Source organism: Massilia oculi (assembly GCF_003143515.1).
GTDB classification, from domain to species: domain Bacteria; phylum Pseudomonadota; class Gammaproteobacteria; order Burkholderiales; family Burkholderiaceae_D; genus Telluria; species Telluria oculi.
Genome location: NZ_CP029343.1, coordinates 1,144,789 through 1,164,206, shown reverse-complemented (window position 1 = coordinate 1,164,206; position 19,418 = coordinate 1,144,789). Strand labels below are relative to the sequence as shown.

Genomic DNA, 19,418 nt, shown 5'->3' with positions numbered 1-19,418 from the left:
CATGAATACCAACCACCTGAAACCCCTGCCAGGCACCGACCTGGAGTATTTCGACACGCGCGCCGCGGTCGACGCCATCCAGCCCGGCGCCTACGACACCTTGCCCTACACCTCGCGCGTGCTGGCCGAGAACCTCGTGCGCCGCTGCGATCCAGCCTGCATGAACGACTCGCTCCGGCAGATCATCGAACGCAAGCGCGAGCTCGATTTCCCCTGGTTCCCGGCGCGCGTGGTGTGCCACGACATCCTGGGCCAGACCGCCCTGGTCGACCTGGCCGGCCTGCGCGACGCCATTGCGCTGCAAGGGGGCGACCCGGCCTTGGTCAATCCGGTGGTGCCGACCCAGCTGGTGGTCGACCACTCGCTGGCCGTCGAATGCGGCGGCTTCGACCCTGATGCCTTTGCCAAGAACCGCGCGATCGAGGATCGCCGCAACGAAGACCGCTTCCACTTCATCGACTGGACCAAGAAGGCCTTCCAGAACGTCGACGTGATCCCGCCCGGCAACGGCATCCTGCACCAGATCAACCTGGAACGCATGTCGCCCGTGATCCAGGTGGAGAACGGCGTGGCCTATCCGGACACGCTGGTCGGCACCGACTCGCACACGCCGATGGTCGACGCGCTGGGCGTGATCGCGATCGGCGTCGGCGGGCTGGAGGCCGAAAGCGTGATGCTGGGCCGCGCCTCCTACATGCGCCTGCCCGACATCGTCGGCGTCGAGTTGACCGGCCGGCCCGGTCCCGGCATCACCGCCACCGATACCGTGCTGGCGCTGACCGAATTCCTGCGCAAGTCGAAGGTCGTATCGAGCTACCTCGAGTTCCATGGCGAGGGTGCAGCCGCACTCACCCTGGGCGACCGCGCCACGATCTCGAACATGGCGCCGGAATTCGGCGCCACCGCCGCGATGTTCTATATCGACGAGCAGACCATCAAGTATCTGCGCCTGACCGGCCGCGAGGACGAGACTGTGCACCTGGTCGAGACCTATGCGAAACAGGCCGGCCTGTGGGCCGACAGCCTCAAAACAGCCCAGTACGAACGCACCCTGAGCTTCGACCTGTCCAGCGTGGTGCGCAATATCGCCGGGCCGTCGAATCCGCACAAGCGCGTGCCGACCTCGGAACTGGCGGCGCGCGGCATCGCCCACCCGGCCGCGAATCGGGTGGAAGATGAACCAGGCCGGATGCCCGACGGCGCCGTGATCATCGCCGCCATCACCAGCTGCACCAACACCAGCAACCCGCGCAACATGATCGCCGCCGGCCTGCTGGCGCGCAACGCCAACCGCGCCGGCCTGCTGCGCAAGCCCTGGGTCAAGAGTTCGCTCGCGCCGGGGTCGAAAGCCGTCGCCCTTTACCTGGACGAAGCCGGCCTCACGCCCGAGCTGGACCAGCTGGGCTTCGGCGTCGTGGCGTTTGCCTGCACCACCTGCAACGGCATGAGCGGCGCGCTCGACCCGGCCATCCAGCAGGAGATCATCGAGCGCGACCTGTATGCCACCGCCGTCCTGTCTGGCAACCGCAACTTCGACGGCCGCATCCACCCGTATGCCAAGCAGGCCTTCCTGGCCTCGCCGGCGCTGGTGGTGGCGTATGCGATCGCCGGTACCATCCGCTTCGACATCGAGAAGGACGTGCTGGGCTTGGACGCCGCCGGCAAGGAGATCCGCCTGGCCGACCTGTGGCCATCGGACGAAGAAATCGACGCCGTGGTCGCCGCCAGCGTCAAGCCCGAGCAGTTCCGCAAGGTGTATACGCCGATGTTCGCGCGCGTGGTCGACGATGGCGCCTCGGTGAGTCCGCTGTACGACTGGCGTGCGCAGAGCACCTATATCCGCCGTCCGCCGTACTGGGAAGGCGCGCTGGCGGGCGAGCGCACCCTGCGCGGGATGCGCCCGCTGGCGGTCCTGGGCGACAACATCACCACCGACCACCTGTCGCCATCGAACGCCATCCTGCTCGACTCGGCCGCCGGCGAGTACCTGGCGAAGATGGGCTTGCCGGAAGAAGACTTCAATTCCTACGCCACCCACCGTGGCGACCACCTGACGGCGCAGCGCGCGACCTTCGCCAATCCGACCCTGAAGAACGAGATGGTCAAGGATGGCATGGGCAATGTGATTGCCGGCTCGCTGGCGCGCATCGAGCCGTCGGGCGAGGTGACCCGCATGTGGGAAGCGATCGAGCATTATATGGAGCGCAAGCAGCCGCTGATCGTCGTGGCCGGCGCCGACTATGGACAGGGCTCGTCGCGCGACTGGGCGGCCAAGGGCGTGCGCCTGGCGGGCGTGGAAGCGATCGTGGCCGAAGGTTTCGAGCGCATCCACCGCACGAACCTGGTGGGCATGGGCGTGCTGCCACTCGAGTTCAAGCCCGGCATGAATCGCATCACGCTCGGCATCGACGGCACCGAGACCTTCGACGTGGTGGGCGAGCGCACGCCGCGCGCCGACCTCACGCTGGTGATCCATCGCAGGAACGGAGAACAGCTCGAGGTCGTGGTGACCTGCCGCCTCGATACGGCCGAGGAGGTCGCCATCTATGAAGCGGGCGGGGTGCTGCAGCGCTTCGCACAGGACTTCCTGGAATCGTCGGCGCCGAAGGCGGCGGCATGATGGAGAACCGCACGATGCCCCATACCCCACAAATCAGGATCCCCGCCACCTATATGCGCGGCGGCACCAGCAAAGGCGTGTTCTTCAAGCTGCAAGACCTGCCCGAAGCGTGCCGCACGCCTGGCGCCGCGCGCGACGCCTTGCTGCTGCGCGTGATCGGCAGCCCCGACCCCTACGGCAAGCAGATCGACGGCATGGGCGGCGCCACCTCCAGCACCAGCAAGGCCGTGATCGTCGAGCGCAGCACCCGTCCCGACCACGACGTCGACTACCTGTTCGGCCAGGTGGCGATCGACAAGCCCTTCGTCGACTGGAGCGGCAACTGCGGCAACCTGTCGGCCGCGGTCGGCCCCTTCGCCATCGCGAACGGCCTGATCGACCCGGCACGGGTGCCGCAGGACGGCATCGCGGTCGTGCGCATCTGGCAGGCCAATATCGGCAAGAGCATCAATGCCCATGTGCCGATGACGGACGGACAGGTTCAGGAAACGGGCGACTTCGAGCTCGATGGCGTGACCTTCCCGGCGGCCGAGGTGCAGCTGGAATTCATCGATCCGGCGGCCGAGGAGGAGGGCGCGGCTGGCGCGATGTTCCCGACCGGGAACCTGGTCGACGAACTGGACGTGCCCGGCGTCGGCACCCTGCGCGCGACCATGATCAACGCCGGCATCCCGACCATCTTCGTCGAGGCGGGTGCGGTGGGCTACGACGGCACCGAGCTGCAGGACGCCATCAACGGCGACGCGCGCGCGCTGGCCATGTTCGAGACCATCCGTGCCCACGGCGCGCTGCGCATGGGCCTGATCGCGAGCATCGAGGACGCCGGCAAGCGCCAGCACACCCCGAAGGTCGCTTTCGTCGCGAAAGCGGCGGGCTACCGGTCGTCCAGCGGCAAGCAGGTGGCGCAGGGCGACGTCGATCTGCTGGTGCGCGCGCTCTCGATGGGCAAGCTGCACCACGCGATGATGGGGACGGCAGCGGTGGCGATCGGCACCGCTGCGGCGATTCCCGGCACCCTGGTCAACCTCGCGGCGGGCGGTGGAGAGCGCAGCGCGGTGCGCTTCGGTCATCCGTCCGGCACCCTGCGCGTGGGCGCCGAAGCGGTGCAGCGGGACGGCGCCTGGAGCGTCAGCAAGGCCATCATGAGCCGTAGCGCGCGGGTCTTGATGGAGGGGCGGGTATGCGTGCCGGGTAACGTTTTCTGACGCGCCGGGACGGCTGTGGCGCGCTGTCGCATTCTTGCTGCAAGCAGTACGATGACCGGCCCGTTTCAGGGTATGATGTTTGTCTTTGTTGCCACTCGGCAATCAATGGCAACCATGAGCATAGCCGCGACAGCAACGACCGATGGATGGATTTTCGAACCTGCAATTAGCTGACGTTGCGCAGACCGGTGGAAACGATGCGGACCTGGCCGCCTTGCGGCGCATGGTGCGCGAGCAGCGCGCCGTGTTCGAGAACGCGCCGGTCGGCATCGCCGTCACCCAGCCCGACCAGATCCGCTCCTTTAATCCGCGCGCGGGCGAGATGTTCGGCTTCGCGCAGGACGAGGTTGGCAGCATCGCGCCGGCCGAGGTCTGCGTCTCTCCCGAGGATTACCAAACGTTGATCCGGGAGGCGTTCGCGGTGCTGGCCGGGGGCGGCCTGTTCGAAAAGAGCGAGCAGCAGTTCCGGCGCCGCGACGGCAGCACCTTCTGGGCGCGCCTGCGCGGCTGCGCGGTCGAACCGGGCAACCGCGGCGCCGGCACCATCTGGATCGTCGAGGACGTGACCGAGGCGCGCCAGGCCATGAGCGAGGTGCAGGCGATCATGACCAATGCCTCGATCGGCATCATGTTCACCCGTAACCGCGTGATCCGCCGCGCCAATCCCGCCTTCTGCCAGATGTTCGGCTATGCCGAGGGCGAGCCGGTCGGGATGTCCACGCGCGTGATCTACCCGGACGAAGAGGCGTATCGCCAGCTCGGCGCCGATGCCTATCCGCAGCTGGCCGACGGCCGGCCGTTCACGACTTCGCGCACCCTGGTGCGCAAGGACGGCACGCCGGCCTGGGTCCAGATGATCGGCTACCAGGTCAACGCGAACGATCCCGACAAGGGCACGATCTGGATGCTGGAAGACCGCACCCGCGAGCGCAGCGACGAGCAATCGCTGCGCGAGGCGCTGATGGAAAACCGCGCCATCCTCGACAACGCGGTGCTGGGCATCGCCGTGGTCGAGGGCGGCCGCACGCTGCACTGCAACCGCAAGATGGAAGAGCTGTTCGGCGCGCCTCCGGGCGGCATGGACGGCTTCGCGGTTCGCGAGCTGTATCCCGATCACGCCAGCTGGAAGAAGGCGCGTGAACTCTCCGGACGCCAGTTCGCGCTCGGCCAGGCCCACATGGCCGAGCACGAGATGGTGCGGCGCGACGGCAGCCGCTTCTGGGCGCGCCTGTCGGGCCGCCTGTTCGACCTGGCGCAGGCGGGCGGCAGGAGCGTGTGGCTGGTGGACGACGTCACCGCCCAGCGCGAGGCGGCCAACGCCATTCTGCGCGCACGCGACGAACTCGAGGTGCGGGTGGCCGAGCGCACCGCCGAACTGGCCGGCGCCAACGCCCTGCTGCAGGATGAGATCAACGAGCGGCGCCAGGCCGAGGCGCGCGTGCATCACATGGCCTACCACGACAGCCTGACGGGATTGCCCAACCGCGCCATGCTGTCCGAGCGGCTCGATGCGGCGATGCGCGTCGTGGCCTCGGGTGACGCGCCCCAGCACGGGCAACAACTGGCGCTGATGTTCATCGACCTCGACCGCTTCAAGAACATCAACGATACCCTGGGCCACATGGTCGGCGACCAGCTGCTGCGCAACGTCGCGCTGCGCCTGGTGACGGCGGTGCGGCCCCGCGACCTGGTGGCGCGCCTCGGCGGCGACGAGTTCGTGGTGCTGATGCCGGAGATCGCCGGCAAGGGCGATGCCGCCGTGGTGGCCGACCGGATCATCGATGCGCTGTCGATGTCCTGCCAGATCGACGGCCACTGCCTGCACATCTCGCCCTCGATCGGGATTTGCCTGTATCCGGACGATGGCGCCGACGTCGAGACCCTGATGCGCCACGCCGACGCCGCGATGTACCAGGCCAAGGCGGCCGGCCGCAACAATTACCAGTTCTTCACCGAGCGCATGAACCTGGCGGCGGCGCGCCATTTCGAGCTCGAATCGAGCCTGCGCGGCGCCCTGGCGCGAGACGAGTTCGAGCTCCACTTTCAGCCGATCATGTGCACCGAGACGCGCCGCCCGCGCGCGCTGGAAGTCCTGCTGCGCTGGCGCCGCGGCGGCGCGCTGGTGGGGCCGGACGAATTCATCCCGATCCTGGAAGAGAGCGGGATGATCATGGAAGTCGGCGAGTGGGTGATCCGCAGCGCCTGCGTCCAGGTCATGCAGTGGCGGCGCGAGGGGCTGGACGTCGTGCCGCTGGCGATCAACCTGTCGGCGCGCCAGTTCACGCACCAGGGCCTGATCGACTCGATCCGCGCCATCGTCGACGAGACGGGGATCGCGCCAGGCATGGTGGAATTCGAGATCACCGAGACCGCCTTGATGCAGCACGGCGGCCAGACGCTCGAGATCCTGCGCCAGATAAATGCGATGGGGATGTGCCTCTCGATCGACGATTTCGGCACCGGGTATTCGAGCCTGGCCTACCTGAAGCGCTTCCCGGTACGCAAGATCAAGATCGACCGCGCCTTCGTGCGCGAACTCGAAGCCAGCACCGAGGACCGCGCCATCGTGGCGGCGGTGATGGCGCTGGCCAACAGCCTGCAATTGTCGGTGGTGGCCGAAGGCGTGGAGACGGAAGGGCAGTATGCCTTGCTGCGCTCCTTCGGTTGCCAATATGCGCAGGGCTATCTGTTCGCGCGGCCGTTGCCGGCGGAGCAGGTGGCCAGGTTGCTGGCCGGCTGATTCGACCGGCCGGCGCACACCCGCCGGTCGAACGCACCATCAGTCCGCCAGCGTCGCCACCACGGGCGCATGATCCGACGGCTGTTCCCACTTGCGCGTCTCGCGGTCGATATGGCAGGCGGTGCAGCGATCGGCCAGTGTCTTCGACAGCAGGATGTGGTCGATGCGCAGGCCGCGGTTGCGGCGGAACGCCATCTGGCGGTAGTCCCACCAGCTGTATTGCTTCTCGGGCTGCTCGAACAGGCGGAAGGCATCAAGCAGGCCGAGCGCCATCAGTTCCCGCAGCGCAGCGCGCTCGGGCAGCGAGAAGTGGATGCGGCCTTCCCATTCGGCCGGGTCGTGCACGTCGCGCGCTTCGGGCGCGATATTGTAGTCGCCCAGGATCGCGAATTGCTCGTGCGCGGCCATCTCCGCCGCCACCCAGGTGCGCAGCGCGTCCAGCCAGGCCAGCTTGTACGTATATTTGTCGGAACCGACTTCCTGCCCGTTCGGGACATAGGCGCAGATGAAGCGCACGCCCCCGATCGTGGCCGCCAGCAGACGCTGTTGGGCGTCTTCAAAATGCGGGTTGTTCCTGACCACGTCCTCGATCGGGAGCTTCGACAGGATGGCCACGCCGTTATAGGTCTTCTGGCCGGAGAACGCGACGTGGTAGCCGGCGGCGTTCAGCTCGGCCAGGGGGAATTTGTCATCCGTGAGCTTGGTCTCCTGGATGCAGAGCACGTCGACCGGGTTGGCCTCCAGCCATTGCAACAGATGCGAGAGTCGGACCTTCAGGGAGTTTACGTTCCAGGTAACTATTTTCATTGTTCTATGTGTGTCATGGTAGAGTGTTGGCCGTCACATACTGTCGTGCGGCCAAGTTGCTTGCCAACGAGCTATTATCACCGAGTTCGCGATCGGCCATCGGGCGGCCTTTGTTTTCCTTGGGGGGAAGCAAGGGCGCCAGCTTGGCCAAGTCACAACAGGCGATAATAAAATTGATTAACAGATTGCCAAAGAGTATTGCTCCACCGCCGGGTCGGCGCTATAAACGAGATCGGGTGGAGTTTGATACAAACGAACTCGGCAGTGTGAGTTTGTTGCTTTTCGGTAATAATAAAATTGCGTACGGGCAACTTCCATTGTACCATTAGCGTGTCGTGAGGCAGGTTCGGTCGGACCACACAGTTGTTCAAGACCATCGACACGCGGTAGTGGTACTATTGTGAAATATTCGGTTTCACGAGTTAATATTCCGGACGCAGATTTGAAAAAGGACAGAAATGCGCAGTGCATTTGAAGCGTGGGCCCAGCGTGAGGGTCATATTGTTCGCCGCCGCGAAGACAAGCCCGAGGAATACCTCGTTTTTGAAACCCAGCGCCGCTGGGTGATCTGGCAGGCAGCGCTGGCGCATGGCGCCAAGGCCGCCGCCGACGCGCCGTCGAAGTTCGCCAAGGATGGCGAGCAGAAGCCGGCGATCGCCCAGGACGAAGCAGCCGTGCGCAATCGCGTGCTGAACGAAGTGCTGGACGCCTTCAGCGAACTGGACGAGACTGCCGGCATGGAAGGCGTGCTCAAGGTCATCCAGGGTCTGAAGAAAAAGCAGAAGGCCGAAGCCGAGAAGGCTTGACCCGTCCGCATGCCGACGTGTTACCGCCATTACAAGGGCGGCATCTACGAGCTGGTGTGCGAAGCAGTGCTGGAAGCCGATCACACACCCGTGGTCGTCTATCGCGGCCAGGATGGTGTCGTGTGGGTAAGGCCCCGTGACGCCTTCTTCGAGACGGTGGTGGTCGACGGCAATACCCTGCCGCGATTCGCCCTGCTCGACGCGACGTCCGCGTGAAGCGCAGGGCAGGGCATCAAGTACGGCGCGCCGCTGCCGTTAACGAGGTATCTGCCTCTCGATGCTCGCCATGCCGTTCCCAATCCGCTCGTTTGCCGTTGCCGCTTTCGCTTCGCTCGCCGTGGGCGGATGCGCGACCATGTCCGAATCCCCCGTGCAGCAGCTCGAGGTGCGCGCCGTGCTCGATTACCGCGAGGTCGGCGGGGTCGGTTGCATCCTCAGCAATGACGTGGGCCGCTGGTACATGATTGCGCCCGGGCGCGTGACCGTCACCCGCAGCAGCCAGCCGATCTCGATCAGCTGCAAGAAGGGCTCGGCCGCCACCGCCGCCGAGGTCGTCCAGGCCAGGCTCGACACCAGCAACCTGATGGGCAACCTCGTCATCAGCGCCGGTCTCGGCTATTTCGTCGACCGTCATTCGGGGGCGGGGTATGGCTATCCGGCCATCCTGACCGTCGTCATGCAGCCGTCCGCGCCGCCGCCCGAGGCGGCAGGGGCGAATCCGCTCGATACGCGGGTGTTCTGACCACCAAGTAAAGCGGCCCCGCATGCGGGGCCGTTCTCGTTGCATCGCCTCAGGCGGCGATTACACCCTCGCTTTACACCCGATTCATCAGGAACGTGGTCAGCAGCGGCACCGGACGGCCGGTCGCGCCCTTGTTCGCGCCCGACTTCCAGGCGGTGCCGGCGATGTCCAGGTGGGCCCAGGTGTACTTGCGGGTGAAGTTCTCCAGGAAGCAGGCCGCGGTGATCGAGGCCGCGCCCGGGGTGCCGATATTGGCCAGGTCGGCGAAGTTCGACTTGAGCTGGTCGTTGTAGATCTCGCCCAGCGGGAAGCGCCATGCCACGTCGCCGGCTTGCTTGCCGGCGTCCAGCAGCTCGTTCGCGAGGCCGTCGTGGGCGGCGTCGTCGCGGGTGAACAGGCCGCTGGTGTGGTGGCCCAGGGCCACGATGCAGGCGCCGGTCAGGGTCGCGATGTCGACCACGGCGGCCGGCTTGAAGCGCTCGGCGTAGGTCAGGGCGTCGCACAGGATCAGGCGGCCTTCGGCATCGGTATTCAGGATCTCGATGGTGGTGCCGTTCATCGCGGTGACGATGTCGCCCGGCTTGCTGGCGCGGCCGGACGGCATGTTCTCGCAGGCGGCGACGATGCCGACCACGTTGAGCTTCAGGCCCATCTCGCCGATCGCGCGGAAGGTGCCCAGCACCGAGCCGGCGCCGCACATATCGTATTTCATCTCATCCATGCCTGGACCGGGCTTGAGCGAGATGCCGCCGGTGTCGAAGGTGATGCCCTTGCCGACCAGGACCACCGGCGCATCCTTCGATTTGCCGCCATTGTGCTTGAGGACGATGAATTTCGGCGCTTCGTCGCTGCCCTTGGCCACCGACAGGAAGCTGCCCATCTTGAGCGCTTCGAGCTGCTTGCGCTCCAGCACTTCGATGTCGAAGCCATAGTCGTCGGCCAGCTTGCGCGCGGTATTGGCGAGGAAGGTCGGGGTGCAGACGTTCGGCGACAGGTTGCCCAGCTCGCGGGTCAGGTTCATGCCGTTGGCGATGGCGGCGGCCTGGGTCAGGGTAGCCTTGTCCATGCCGGCGCCTGGTGCGGCGACGACGATCTTGCGCACGCCGGTGATGGCCGGATCTTTCTTGCTCTTCTGGCCGTCGGTACGGAATTCGGCTTCGCTGGCGCCGAGCACCAGGGCGCGCAGCGCCCAGTTTGCGTCGCGCTCTTTCACGCTGTCGAGCGGGAATGCGATAATGGCGTCCGCCGCGCCCAGGGTGGAGAACACCTTCAGTGCGGCGGTGACGCCGGTGGCGAAGCTTTTCTCGCTGACGGTTTCATCGGCGCCGAGGCCGACCAGCAGCACGCGGGGAGCCGCCACGCCGGTCAAGCCGCGCAGCAGCAGGGTCGAACCCGGCTTGCCGCTGATGTCGCCCGACTTGAGCGCCGCGCTGATGTCGCCGTTCACATCGAGTGCTTTTGCCGCAGCCGACAGTTTCTTGTTTTCGTACACCGCAACCGCGATGCAGCCGGATTTCGCAGCGGCCAGGGTGTTTTTTGTGTCGAATGCTTTTATGCTAAAGTCCATTTGGTTCTCCGTTTCGATGTTTGGCGGCGGACTGCCTAATCTGCAATTATAACTACTCTATTGAATGATTTTCCGACGTTCCCTGCAACGTGAACTGGCGAGCGCCGCGGGCGCCACTTTCACGGTGCTGTTTTCCATCCTCGTCACCTGGACCCTGATCGCCATCCTGGGCCGGGCCGCGGGCGGCAAGGTGGCATCCGGCGATGTGCTGGCGCTGATCGTATTCCGCAGCGCCGAGCTCTTGCCGATCATCCTGATCCTCACGTCCTTCATCGCGGTGGTGGCCACCGTCACGCGCAGCTACCGCGATTCCGAGATGGTGGTCTGGTTCGCCTCGGGTCAATCCCTCCTCGGATGGATCCGGCCGGTGCTGGTCCTGGGCCTGCCGATGGTGGCCCTGGTCGGCGCCTTGTCCTTCGTCGTCACGCCCTGGGCCAAGATGAAGAGCGCCGAATTCGTCGAGCGCTTCCAGAAGCGCGAAGACCTGCAGCGGGTCGCGCCGGGCCAGTTCCGCGAGTCCAGCTCGAGCGACCGCGTGTTCTTCGTCGAACGCAGCGCCGAGGGCTCGACCGTGGTGCAGAACGTGTTCGTCGGCGGCGTCGACGGCGACAGCCACTCGGTGGTGGTGGCCAAGCAGGGCGTCATCGAATCCGACGGCAAGGGCGGCCAGTTCCTGGTGCTCAGCAATGGCCGCCGCTACGAGGGCGTGCCGGGCCAGGCCAATTTCCAGACCATGGAATTCGAGCGCTACAGCATGCGCGTGGCGACCCAGGCGCCGATGATCGGCGCCGACGTGCCGGTAGCGGCGCTGTCCACGCCGGCGCTCCTGGTCGCGCCCAACCGCTTTACCCAGGCCGAGCTGCTGGCCCGTATCGCGGCGCCGATCACCTGCCTGGTCCTGATGCTCCTGGCCATCCCACTTGGATTCGTCAATCCGCGCGCGGGTTCGTCGGCCAACCTGATCGTCGCCTTGCTGATTTTCTTCACCTATAACAACCTGGTGCGGCTGACCGAGGCCAGCGTCAAGCAGGGCAAGCTGGCCTTCGCCATGGGCTGGTGGCCATTGCACTTCGCTGCGCTGCTGGTAGTGGTGGGCCTGTTCGCGTGGCGCCTGAACGTGAACCACCGCTATCATCCGCTGGTCCTGATCAGCGCCTTCAAGCGCCGCCGCCACCTGCAGAAATCGCCGGCCGCCAAGCGCGAGGAGGCGCGCGCAGAATGAAAATCCTCCAACGCTATTTCGCCGTCAATATATTCCAGGCCGTGGCCTTCGTGCTGGCTGCCTTCCTGGCCCTGGTCGCCTTCATGGACCTGACCAGCATCCTGCCGTCGGTCGGCAAGAACGACTTCGGCATGCAGCACGCCTTGTTGTACGTGTTGTTGCTGGTGCCGGGCAATGTCTATCAGGTGATGCCGGTGGCTGCCCTGATCGGCACCATCTATACCATGGCGCAATTCGCGTCGAGCTCCGAGTTCACCATCATGCGCGCCTCGTCGATGTCGACCCGCCAGGCCGCCATGATGCTGTTCAAGATTGGCGCGGTGTTCGTCCTGATCGCCTTCGTGTTCGGCGAACTGATCACGCCGCGCACGGCGCCGATCGCCGAGCGCATGCGCCTGACCGCCAAGGGCGGTTCGGTGTCGGCCGAGTTCCGCTCGGGCATGTGGACCAAGGACAGCGTGCACGCGGATGGTGTGCGCGGCAACATCACCGGCACGCGCTTCTTCAACGTGCGCCGCATCGCGGCCGACGGCCAGCTCGAAGACGTGCGCCTCTACGAATTCGACAACAATATGCGCATGCGCTCGATCGTCACGGCGGTGCGCGGCACCTATGGCGGCAACAACACCTGGCGCCTGCTTGATGTCACCGAGACCATGTTCGCCAACAGCCGCGAGCTGCCGGCGCCCGGATCAAAGGTCCCGGCCGGGCAGACCATCCAGAGCACCTATGGCCAGGAAACGGCCTCGGTCTCGACCCGCAAGCTCGACAGCTACGTGCTCGCTTCCGAGATCACGCCCAAGATCCTGTCGGTGTCCCGTTCCGACCCCGAACGCATGTCGGCCTCCGAACTGGCCGTGTACACGCGCCACCTGGCCGAAAACCGGCAAGAGACCGAACGCTTCAAGGTCGCCTTCTGGAAGAAGGTCATCGACCCGTTCTCGATCTTCGTGCTGATGGCGCTGGCGCTGCCGTTCGCCTACCTGCACACGAGAAGCGGCGGCGTCAGCCTCAAGATCTTCATCGGCATCATGATCGGGGTGAGCTTCCTGCTCATCAATTCGCTGTTCTCGCACCTGGGCGTGCTGACCATCCTGCCGGCATTCCTGACGGCGGTGGCGCCAAGCCTGCTATTCCTGCTGATGGCGCTCGGCGCGCTGTGGTGGGTGGAAAGGCATTGATGAATCATTCGAGCCAGCGTGGCCTAGTCCTGTTCGCCCACGGCGCGCGCGCCGCCAGCTGGGCCGCACCGTTCGAGCGCCTGCGCGACGCCACGCAGGCGCAGGCGCCGGACGCCGAAGTAGCGCTGGCCTTCCTGGAACTGATGACGCCCAGCCTGCCGGATACGGTGGCGGCGATGGTCGCGCGCGGGATCGACCGGGTCACCGTGGTGCCGGTATTCCTGGGGCAGGGAGGCCACTTGCTGCGCGACCTGCCGGCGCTGTGCGACGGCATCCGCGCCGCGCATCCCGGCCTGAACCTGCATGTGGTCGGCGCGATCGGCGAGGACCCTGGCGTGCAGCGCGCGATGGCCGATTATTGCGTGGCCGCGCTCGGCGACTAGTTGTACGCGTGGGCGGGGAATCCGCCCACCCTACGGCTGGTTCGCTCGTTTCGCGAGCGCCTCGCCCATCATCACCAGCACCGGACCATGGCCCGGCTCGAGGCCGCGCGCAAGGTCGGTGAGCGTCAGGCGCAGGATGCGCTCGTCGGCGCGGCTGCAGTTTTCCACCACCACCACCGGCAGGTCGGCGCGCCGGCCCTCGGCCAGCAGGCGCTCGGCGGTGGCGGCGGCTTCGCGGCCGCCCATGTACTGGACCAGGGTGTCGGTTTCGGGCAGGGCAGGATGATCCGGCTCGCCAGGCGCGGTGCTGGAAGTGAAGAAGGCGACGCTGCGCGCGAGGCCGCGCCTGGTGAGCGGCTGCTTGGTCGCGGCGGCGGCGGCCACCGCGGTGGTGATGCCGGGGACGACTTCGACGTCGATCCCCTCGGCCTCCAGCGCGCGCAACTCTTCGTCGGCGCGCCCGAACAGCATCGGATCGCCGCCCTTCAAACGCACGACCAGCGCATATTTTCGCGCGCACTCGACCAGCTGTTCGTTGATCAGGGTCTGCGCCATCGAGCGCTGGCCCGAGCGCTTGCCGACCGAGATTTTCTCGGCCTGCGCGCACAGTTTCAGCATCTCGGGCGTGACGAGGGCGTCGTACAGGACGACATCGGCCTGCGCCAGCAGGCGCGCGCCGCGCACCGTGATGAGGTCAGCCGCGCCGGGTCCGGCTCCTACCAGATACACTTTTCCCAGCGCCGCCATGAAATCAGACCCTGTCCTCTAGAAACGATTACTCTTCGATGCGGATCATACCCGCTGCGACGGTCTGGTGGGTGACTTCGTCGATCAGGATGAAGGCGCCGGTGGCGCGGATGTCGGCGTAGGCGTCGGCCGCCAGCGGCTGCTGGACCGTCAGCTGCACGCGCGCGATGTCGTTCAGCTTCAGGCCGTCGGCAGGGTGGCGCTGTTGCGTGTTGACGTCGAGGATGGTGTCCAGGCGCGCCACCTTGGCCGCGGTCTGGCGCGTGCCGTGCTTGATCCAGTACTTGCGGCGCAGGTCGAGCGGCTCGTCGGCCATCCAGCACACGTCGGCCGTCACCTGCTTGAGCAAGGTCGCCGGCTGCGCGCTGCCGGCCAGCATGTCGCCGCGCGAGACGTCCACGTATTCGTTCAGCACCAGGGTCACCGACTGGCCGGCCACGGCCGATTCCAGCGAGCCGTCGAAGGTGACGATCTCTTTCACCGTCGCGCTCTGGTTCGAGGGCTGCACGACCAGCTTGTCGCCGACCTTGACCACGCCCGATTCGATGCGGCCCATATAGCCGCGGAAGTCGTTCGCCTCGTGGCCGTTGTGGCGCGCCACCAGCTGTACCGGAAAGCGCAGCGGCGCGGCGTGCGACTGGTCGTAGACCGAGAGCGACTCCAGCAGCTCGATCAGGGTCGGGCCTTCGTACCAGGCCAGTTTGTCCGAACGGTCCACGACGTTGTCGCCGGCCAGCGCCGACAGCGGGATCGCGGTGATGTCGTTCAGGCCCAGCGATTGCGCGAATTTTTCGTACTCGGCGACGATGCGCTCGTAGACGCTGCGGTCGTAGTCGACCAGGTCCATCTTGTTCACGGCCACCACGACGTGCTCGATCTGCAGCAGCTTGGCGATGGTCGAATGGCGCTTGGTCTGCGTCAGCAGCTGGACGCTGCCGTCTTCCCCGAACTTCACCTTCGACACGTCGATCAGGATGATGACGGCGTCGGCGGTCGAGGCGCCGGTGACCATATTGCGGGTGTACTGCTCGTGGCCCGGGGTGTCGGCGATGATGAATTTGCGCTTCGGCGTGGCGAAATAACGGTAGGCCACGTCGATCGTGATGCCTTGTTCGCGCTCGGCCTCGAGGCCGTCGGTCAGCAGCGACAAGTCGATGGTGTCGCCCACGGTGCGCTTGTGCTTGGCGCGCGAGACGGCGGCCAGCTGGTCGGCGAAGATGCCCTTGCTGTCGTACAGCAGACGGCCGATCAGGGTGCTCTTGCCATCGTCCACCGAGCCGGCGGTGATGAAGCGCAGCAGGGTCGAACCCCCTTGCTGGTTCAATTTTTCGTCGAAGTTGTCAGTGCGGGCGTTCATCAGAAGTATCCTGCTTTCTTGCGTTTTTCCATCGAGGCTTCGGAGGTCTGGTCGTCCATCCGGGTCGCACCGCGCTCCGTCACTTCGGTGACGGCGGTCTCGGCGATGATGCCGGCCACGGTATCCGCGCTTGACGCCACCGGGCAGGTGCAGGAGATGTCGCCCACGGTCCGGAAGCGCACGGTGCGGTTTTCGACGGTCTCGCCTTCGCGCGCCGGGGTCAGCGGGGTCAGCGGCACCAGCAGGCCGTTGCGCGGGATGACGTCGCGCTGGTGGGCAAAATAGATCGACGGCAGCGCCAGCTTTTCGCGCGCGATGTACTGCCACACATCCAGCTCGGTCCAGTTCGAGATCGGGAATACGCGCATGTTCTCGCCCGGATGGACGCGGGTGTTATACAGGTCCCACAGCTCGGGGCGCTGGGCTTTCGGGTCCCACTGGCCGAACTCGTCGCGGAAGGAAAAGATGCGTTCCTTGGCGCGCGCCTTTTCTTCGTCGCGGCGCGCGCCGCCGATGCAGGCGTCGAAGCCGTGCTCGGCGATGGTTTCCAGCAGGGTCACGGCCTGGGCCGCATTGCGCGAATCCGTCTGAGGATTGCGCAGGCGCACGGTGCCGCGCTTGATCGAGTCTTCGACGCTGCCGACGATCAGGCGTTCGCCCAGTTCGGCGGCGCGCGCATCGCGGAAGGCGATCACTTCGTCGAAGTTGTGGCCGGTGTCGATGTGCACCAGCGGGAAGGGAAATTTGCCCGGGCGGAAAGCCTTTTCGGCCAGGCGCAGCAGGACCACCGAATCCTTGCCGCCCGAGAACAGCAGGGCAGGGTTGCTGCATTCGGCCGCCACTTCGCGCAGGATGTGGATCGCTTCCGATTCCAGCGCGTCCAGGTGGGCGGCGTTCACGTCGCTCAGTACTACATTGTCGCTGATAGTTGTCATGGCTGTGCCTGTTCTTTTCTCGGGTCGTGGCTCAAGCGGCCACGGATTTGATGCGAATAAGTTTGCCGTCCACGACGTGCAGGCCGCATTCCTTCGATTCCGGGTTTTCCCACCACCAGCGCCCGGCGCGCACGTCCTCGCCCGGCTGGATGGCCCGGGTGCAGGGTTCGCAGCCGATCGACGGGTAGCCGCGGTCATGCAGGGCGTTGTAGGGGACGTTGTTGCTACGCAGGTAGTCCCAGACGTTCTGCTCGCTCCAGTCGGCCAGCGGATTGAACTTCTGCATGCCGTGTGCATGGTCGTCTTCCTGTACCGCCAGTTCGGCGCGCGTGGTCGACTGGGCGCGGCGCTGGCCGGTGATCCAGGCGCGCTTGCCGGCCAGGGCGCGGCCCAGCGGCTCGACCTTGCGGATGCGGCAGCATTCCTTGCGCATCTCGACGCTGTCGTAGAAGGCGTTCAGGCCATGGTCCGCGACGTAGCGTTCCACCGCCCCGGGCTGCGGGCGGTACAGGGCGATGTCGTAGTCATACACCTGCTTGACGCGCTCGACCATCGACAGCGTCTCGGCATGCAGGCGGCCGGTCTCGAGCGAGAAGATCGCGATCGGCAGTTTCGCCTTCAGGATCAGGTCGGTCAGCACCATGTCTTCGGCCGCCAGGCTCGATGCGAACACGGCGGGCGTGAGATCGCGGGCAATACGGGTCAGTATCGCGTGGGTTTCATCCACGCGACGATGCAGGTCGCTCATCTTGACAGCTCCTAGATGCCGGCGCCGACGTCGCGGTGCTCCGCCGGGGTATCACGCGGGACCCTGCGGAACAGCGGGATCGGATTGTCGACCGTCGCCTGGTAGGTTTCCGAAAACACCGACAGGCCCTTGAGTGCGTCGTCGATGCTGCGGTCTTGCCTGGTGGCGAAGGCGTCGAAGCCGCAGCGCGCCATCTGGAACAGCTGGTCGCGCAGCACGTCGCCGATCGCGCGCAATTCGCCGGTCCAGCCCAGGCGCTTGCGCAGGTTGTAGGCGATCGAATAGCCGCGGCCATCGGTGAATTTGGGGAAGGAGATCGCGATCACGGCAAAGCGCTGCAGGTCGTCCTTCAACGCGGCGGCGCTTTCGTCCGGCGCCAGCCACACGCCCAGTTCGGCGCGTTCGAGCAGTGCAGCGCGCTGCGCCTGCCACACGGTCAGCGGCACGATGATCTTGCCGGCCGGGACTTCAACGCCTTCGGCGGTCTGTCCTTCGTCGAGGCTCAAGACGCTCCAGTCGTCATCGACCACTTCGCGACCCTTGATGATTTGCGGGTGTCGGTCAAGCATAGTGGTCCTCTCCGTGCAGTTCTTCCGCCGCGATCGGCGTGGCGTACACATGTTCCTTGAATGGGGCGATCCCCAGGCGCTGCACGGTGTCGACGAAGCGCTCACCTTCGATTCGACAGCGTACATAGACTTCGAGCAGGCGCCCGATCACTTCCGGCATCTGCACCGCCGAGAACGACGGGCCGATGATCTTGCCGATGGCGGACTCGTTGCCCTGGGCGCCGCCGATCGATACCTGGTACCACTCGCTGCCGTCCTTGTCGACGCCCAGGACGCCGATATTGCCGACGTGATGGTGGCCGCAGGCATTGATGCAGCCCGAGATATTCAGTTCGATGTCGCCGATATCGTGCTGGAAGTCCAGGTCGTCGAAGCGTTCGGCGATGGCGGCGGCGATCGGGATCGATTTCGCGTTCGCCAGCGAGCAATAGTCGCCGCCCGGGCAGGCGATGATGTCGGTCAGCATGCCGATGTTCGGCGTCGCCATGCCTTTCGACTTGGCCAGTTGCCACACCTCGAACAGTTTCTGTTGCTCGACGTCGGCCAGCACCAGGTTCTGTTCGTGGGTCACGCGCACCTGGCCGAAGCTGAAGCGGTCGGCCAGTTCGGCCACGAAGTCCATCTGCTCGGCGGTAGCGTCGCCCGGCGGCACGCCGGTCTTCTTGAGCGACAGCACGACGGCGGCGTAGCCCGGCACCTTGTGCGGCTTGACGTTGCGATTGAGCCAGTTGGTGAAGGCGCGGTTGTCGCCGTGCGCGGAGGCGCCGTGCGACGCAGCGACGTCGGTATCGGCCAGCTCGCGGTAGGCATGCGGCTGGAACCACTTGGCCACGCGGTCGAATTCTTCCTGGGTCAGCGTTTCTGGACCATCCTTGAGGTCGGCCCATTCTTCCTCGACCTGGCGCGTGAATTCCTCGACGCCGAGGGCCTTGAGCAGGATCTTGATGCGGGCCTTGTATTTGTTGTCGCGACGGCCATGGGTGTTATACACGCGCATCACGGCTTCGGTATAGGTCAGCAGGTGCTGCCACGGCAGGAACCCGCGGATCACGCTGCCCAGGATCGGGGTGCGGCCCATGCCGCCGCCGGCCATGAACCTGAAGCCGACTTCACCGGATTCATTGCGCACGACGGTCAGGCCGATATCGTGCACGGCGATCGCGGCGCGGTCTTCCAGGGCGCCATTGATGGCTACCTTGAACTTGCGCGGCAAGGCCAGGAATTCGGGGTGGAAGGTGCTCCACTGGCGCAGGATTTCGGCGAAGGGACGCGGATCGACGATCTCGTCCGCCGCTACACCGGCGTATTCGTCAGTGGTAATGTTGCGGATGCAATTGCCGGAGGTTTGGATCGCGTGCATTTCGACCGAAGCCAGGTCGGTCAGGATGTCCGGCGTCTGCTCGAGCTCGATCCAGTTGTACTGGATGTTCTGGCGCGTGGTGAAGTGGCCGTAGCCGCGGTCGTACTTGCGGGCGATATGGGCGAACATGCGCACCTGGTTCGACGACAGCAGACCATACGGCACGGCGATACGCAGCATGTAGGCGTGGCGCTGCATGTACAGGCCATTCTGCAGGCGCAGGGGCAGGAATTCTTCTTCCAGCAGCTCGCCGGAGAGGCGGCGGGCGACCTGGTCGCGGTACTGGGCGATGCGCTCGCGAACGATGAGGTGGTCGTATTGGTCGTAACGGTACATGTGCAGGGTCCGTATGGAGAGGCGGATGGTGCTCGCCCATTAAATAATGTGCCGATGATACGGAGCCAAGCTTATATTCCAAACTACGGATAA

17 protein-coding genes are annotated in these 19,418 nt (G+C 65.6%); 9 read left to right on the top strand and 8 right to left on the bottom strand.

Going from position 1 to position 19,418, the window contains the following annotated elements; translation table 11 throughout:
• Position 1 precedes the first annotated feature (1 nt).
• The 3 genes from acnD to DIR46_RS05390 all read left to right on the top strand — a co-directional run bounded on the left by acnD (position 2) and on the right by DIR46_RS05390 (position 6,565).
• On the top strand, positions 2-2,620 hold the full coding sequence (acnD, locus tag DIR46_RS05400) for a Fe/S-dependent 2-methylisocitrate dehydratase AcnD (protein WP_109344322.1): 2,619 nt from the start codon (positions 2-4) through the stop codon (positions 2,618-2,620).
• Between the two features lie 14 nt (positions 2,621-2,634).
• A complete protein-coding gene (gene prpF / locus DIR46_RS05395) occupies positions 2,635-3,825 on the top strand; it encodes a 2-methylaconitate cis-trans isomerase PrpF (protein WP_109347914.1) in 1,191 nt (396 codons plus the stop codon).
• 142 nt (positions 3,826-3,967) lie between these two features.
• Complete coding sequence (locus DIR46_RS05390; protein WP_109344321.1) at positions 3,968-6,565, top strand: bifunctional diguanylate cyclase/phosphodiesterase; 2,598 nt, start codon at positions 3,968-3,970, stop codon at positions 6,563-6,565.
• A 39-nt stretch (positions 6,566-6,604) separates the two neighbouring features.
• Here the strand turns inward: DIR46_RS05390 and xth are convergent, their stop codons facing one another.
• Entirely contained in the window at positions 6,605-7,372 is a 768-nt protein-coding gene (gene xth, locus DIR46_RS05385; RefSeq protein WP_109344320.1) for an exodeoxyribonuclease III, read from the bottom strand.
• Between the two features lie 458 nt (positions 7,373-7,830).
• On the opposite strand from xth, the gene DIR46_RS05380 reads away from it, so the two are divergent.
• The 3 genes from DIR46_RS05380 (at position 7,831) to DIR46_RS05370 (ending at position 8,920) form a co-directional block, all read left to right on the top strand.
• The gene (locus DIR46_RS05380) at positions 7,831-8,178 is read left to right on the top strand and encodes a phiTE_015 family protein (RefSeq protein ID WP_109344319.1); all 348 of its coding nucleotides are present in this window, start codon (positions 7,831-7,833) and stop codon (positions 8,176-8,178) included.
• 9 nt (positions 8,179-8,187) lie between these two features.
• The gene (locus DIR46_RS05375) at positions 8,188-8,394 is read left to right on the top strand and encodes a DUF1653 domain-containing protein (RefSeq protein WP_109344318.1); all 207 of its coding nucleotides are present in this window, start codon (positions 8,188-8,190) and stop codon (positions 8,392-8,394) included.
• A 139-nt stretch (positions 8,395-8,533) separates the two neighbouring features.
• Positions 8,534-8,920 (top strand): hypothetical protein, encoded by a 387-nt coding sequence (locus DIR46_RS05370; protein WP_109347913.1) that lies wholly within the window; start codon positions 8,534-8,536, stop codon positions 8,918-8,920.
• Positions 8,921-8,993: 73 nt separating this feature from the next.
• Here DIR46_RS05370 and DIR46_RS05365 read toward each other — a convergent pair whose 3' ends face one another.
• The gene (locus tag DIR46_RS05365) at positions 8,994-10,487 is read right to left on the bottom strand and encodes a leucyl aminopeptidase (RefSeq protein WP_109344317.1); all 1,494 of its coding nucleotides are present in this window, start codon (positions 10,485-10,487) and stop codon (positions 8,994-8,996) included.
• 64 nt (positions 10,488-10,551) lie between these two features.
• Here DIR46_RS05365 and lptF point away from each other — a divergent pair, with 64 nt between their 5' ends.
• The 3 genes from lptF to DIR46_RS05350 are packed head-to-tail and all read left to right on the top strand — an operon-like array spanning position 10,552 to position 13,273.
• Positions 10,552-11,709, top strand: a complete 1,158-nt coding sequence (lptF, locus tag DIR46_RS05360) for an LPS export ABC transporter permease LptF (protein ID WP_109344316.1) — start codon at positions 10,552-10,554, stop codon at positions 11,707-11,709.
• Positions 11,706-12,890, top strand: coding sequence for an LPS export ABC transporter permease LptG (lptG, locus tag DIR46_RS05355; RefSeq protein ID WP_109344315.1), 1,185 nt, complete (start codon positions 11,706-11,708; stop codon positions 12,888-12,890). Before lptF ends, lptG begins: the two co-directional genes overlap by 4 nt.
• Positions 12,890-13,273: a sirohydrochlorin chelatase gene (locus DIR46_RS05350; RefSeq protein WP_109344314.1), complete on the top strand. Its 384-nt coding sequence runs from the start codon at positions 12,890-12,892 to the stop codon at positions 13,271-13,273. The genes lptG and DIR46_RS05350 overlap by 1 nt, the downstream gene beginning before the upstream one ends.
• 30 nt (positions 13,274-13,303) lie before the next feature.
• Here DIR46_RS05350 and cobA read toward each other — a convergent pair whose 3' ends face one another.
• Genes cobA through DIR46_RS05320 form a run of 6 tightly spaced genes read right to left on the bottom strand, consistent with a single transcriptional unit; the run spans position 13,304 to position 19,325 of the window.
• Positions 13,304-14,020 (bottom strand): uroporphyrinogen-III C-methyltransferase, encoded by a 717-nt coding sequence (cobA, locus tag DIR46_RS05345; protein ID WP_109344313.1) that lies wholly within the window; start codon positions 14,018-14,020, stop codon positions 13,304-13,306.
• A gap of 28 nt (positions 14,021-14,048) precedes the next feature.
• A complete protein-coding gene (locus DIR46_RS05340; RefSeq protein WP_109344312.1) occupies positions 14,049-15,377 on the bottom strand; it encodes a sulfate adenylyltransferase subunit 1 in 1,329 nt (442 codons plus the stop codon).
• Positions 15,377-16,312 (bottom strand): sulfate adenylyltransferase subunit CysD, encoded by a 936-nt coding sequence (gene cysD, locus DIR46_RS05335; protein ID WP_109344311.1) that lies wholly within the window; start codon positions 16,310-16,312, stop codon positions 15,377-15,379. Before cysD ends, DIR46_RS05340 begins: the two co-directional genes overlap by 1 nt.
• A gap of 31 nt (positions 16,313-16,343) precedes the next feature.
• Positions 16,344-17,060 (bottom strand): phosphoadenylyl-sulfate reductase, encoded by a 717-nt coding sequence (locus tag DIR46_RS05330; RefSeq protein ID WP_109344310.1) that lies wholly within the window; start codon positions 17,058-17,060, stop codon positions 16,344-16,346.
• 11 nt (positions 17,061-17,071) lie between these two features.
• Positions 17,072-17,629, bottom strand: coding sequence for a DUF934 domain-containing protein (locus DIR46_RS05325; protein ID WP_109344309.1), 558 nt, complete (start codon positions 17,627-17,629; stop codon positions 17,072-17,074).
• Positions 17,622-19,325, bottom strand: a complete 1,704-nt coding sequence (locus DIR46_RS05320) for a nitrite/sulfite reductase (protein WP_109344308.1) — start codon at positions 19,323-19,325, stop codon at positions 17,622-17,624. Before DIR46_RS05320 ends, DIR46_RS05325 begins: the two co-directional genes overlap by 8 nt.
• Between the last annotated feature and the right edge of the window lie 93 nt (positions 19,326-19,418).

What these genes read in the sequence shown, in the direction of transcription:
- acnD (WP_109344322.1), top strand. Translation starts at nt 2, where the DNA reads ATGAATACCAACCACCTGAAACCCCTGCCAGGCACCGACCTGGAGTAT.
- prpF (WP_109347914.1), top strand. Translation starts at nt 2,635, where the DNA reads ATGCCCCATACCCCACAAATCAGGATCCCCGCCACCTATATGCGCGGC.
- DIR46_RS05390 (WP_109344321.1), top strand. Translation starts at nt 3,968, where the DNA reads ATGGATGGATTTTCGAACCTGCAATTAGCTGACGTTGCGCAGACCGGT.
- xth (WP_109344320.1), bottom strand. Translation starts at nt 7,372, where the DNA reads ATGAAAATAGTTACCTGGAACGTAAACTCCCTGAAGGTCCGACTCTCG.
- DIR46_RS05380 (WP_109344319.1), top strand. Translation starts at nt 7,831, where the DNA reads ATGCGCAGTGCATTTGAAGCGTGGGCCCAGCGTGAGGGTCATATTGTT.
- DIR46_RS05375 (WP_109344318.1), top strand. Translation starts at nt 8,188, where the DNA reads ATGCCGACGTGTTACCGCCATTACAAGGGCGGCATCTACGAGCTGGTG.
- DIR46_RS05370 (WP_109347913.1), top strand. Translation starts at nt 8,534, where the DNA reads ATGTCCGAATCCCCCGTGCAGCAGCTCGAGGTGCGCGCCGTGCTCGAT.
- DIR46_RS05365 (WP_109344317.1), bottom strand. Translation starts at nt 10,487, where the DNA reads ATGGACTTTAGCATAAAAGCATTCGACACAAAAAACACCCTGGCCGCT.
- lptF (WP_109344316.1), top strand. Translation starts at nt 10,552, where the DNA reads ATGATTTTCCGACGTTCCCTGCAACGTGAACTGGCGAGCGCCGCGGGC.
- lptG (WP_109344315.1), top strand. Translation starts at nt 11,706, where the DNA reads ATGAAAATCCTCCAACGCTATTTCGCCGTCAATATATTCCAGGCCGTG.
- DIR46_RS05350 (WP_109344314.1), top strand. Translation starts at nt 12,890, where the DNA reads ATGAATCATTCGAGCCAGCGTGGCCTAGTCCTGTTCGCCCACGGCGCG.
- cobA (WP_109344313.1), bottom strand. Translation starts at nt 14,020, where the DNA reads ATGGCGGCGCTGGGAAAAGTGTATCTGGTAGGAGCCGGACCCGGCGCG.
- DIR46_RS05340 (WP_109344312.1), bottom strand. Translation starts at nt 15,377, where the DNA reads ATGAACGCCCGCACTGACAACTTCGACGAAAAATTGAACCAGCAAGGG.
- cysD (WP_109344311.1), bottom strand. Translation starts at nt 16,312, where the DNA reads ATGACAACTATCAGCGACAATGTAGTACTGAGCGACGTGAACGCCGCC.
- DIR46_RS05330 (WP_109344310.1), bottom strand. Translation starts at nt 17,060, where the DNA reads ATGAGCGACCTGCATCGTCGCGTGGATGAAACCCACGCGATACTGACC.
- DIR46_RS05325 (WP_109344309.1), bottom strand. Translation starts at nt 17,629, where the DNA reads ATGCTTGACCGACACCCGCAAATCATCAAGGGTCGCGAAGTGGTCGAT.
- DIR46_RS05320 (WP_109344308.1), bottom strand. Translation starts at nt 19,325, where the DNA reads ATGTACCGTTACGACCAATACGACCACCTCATCGTTCGCGAGCGCATC.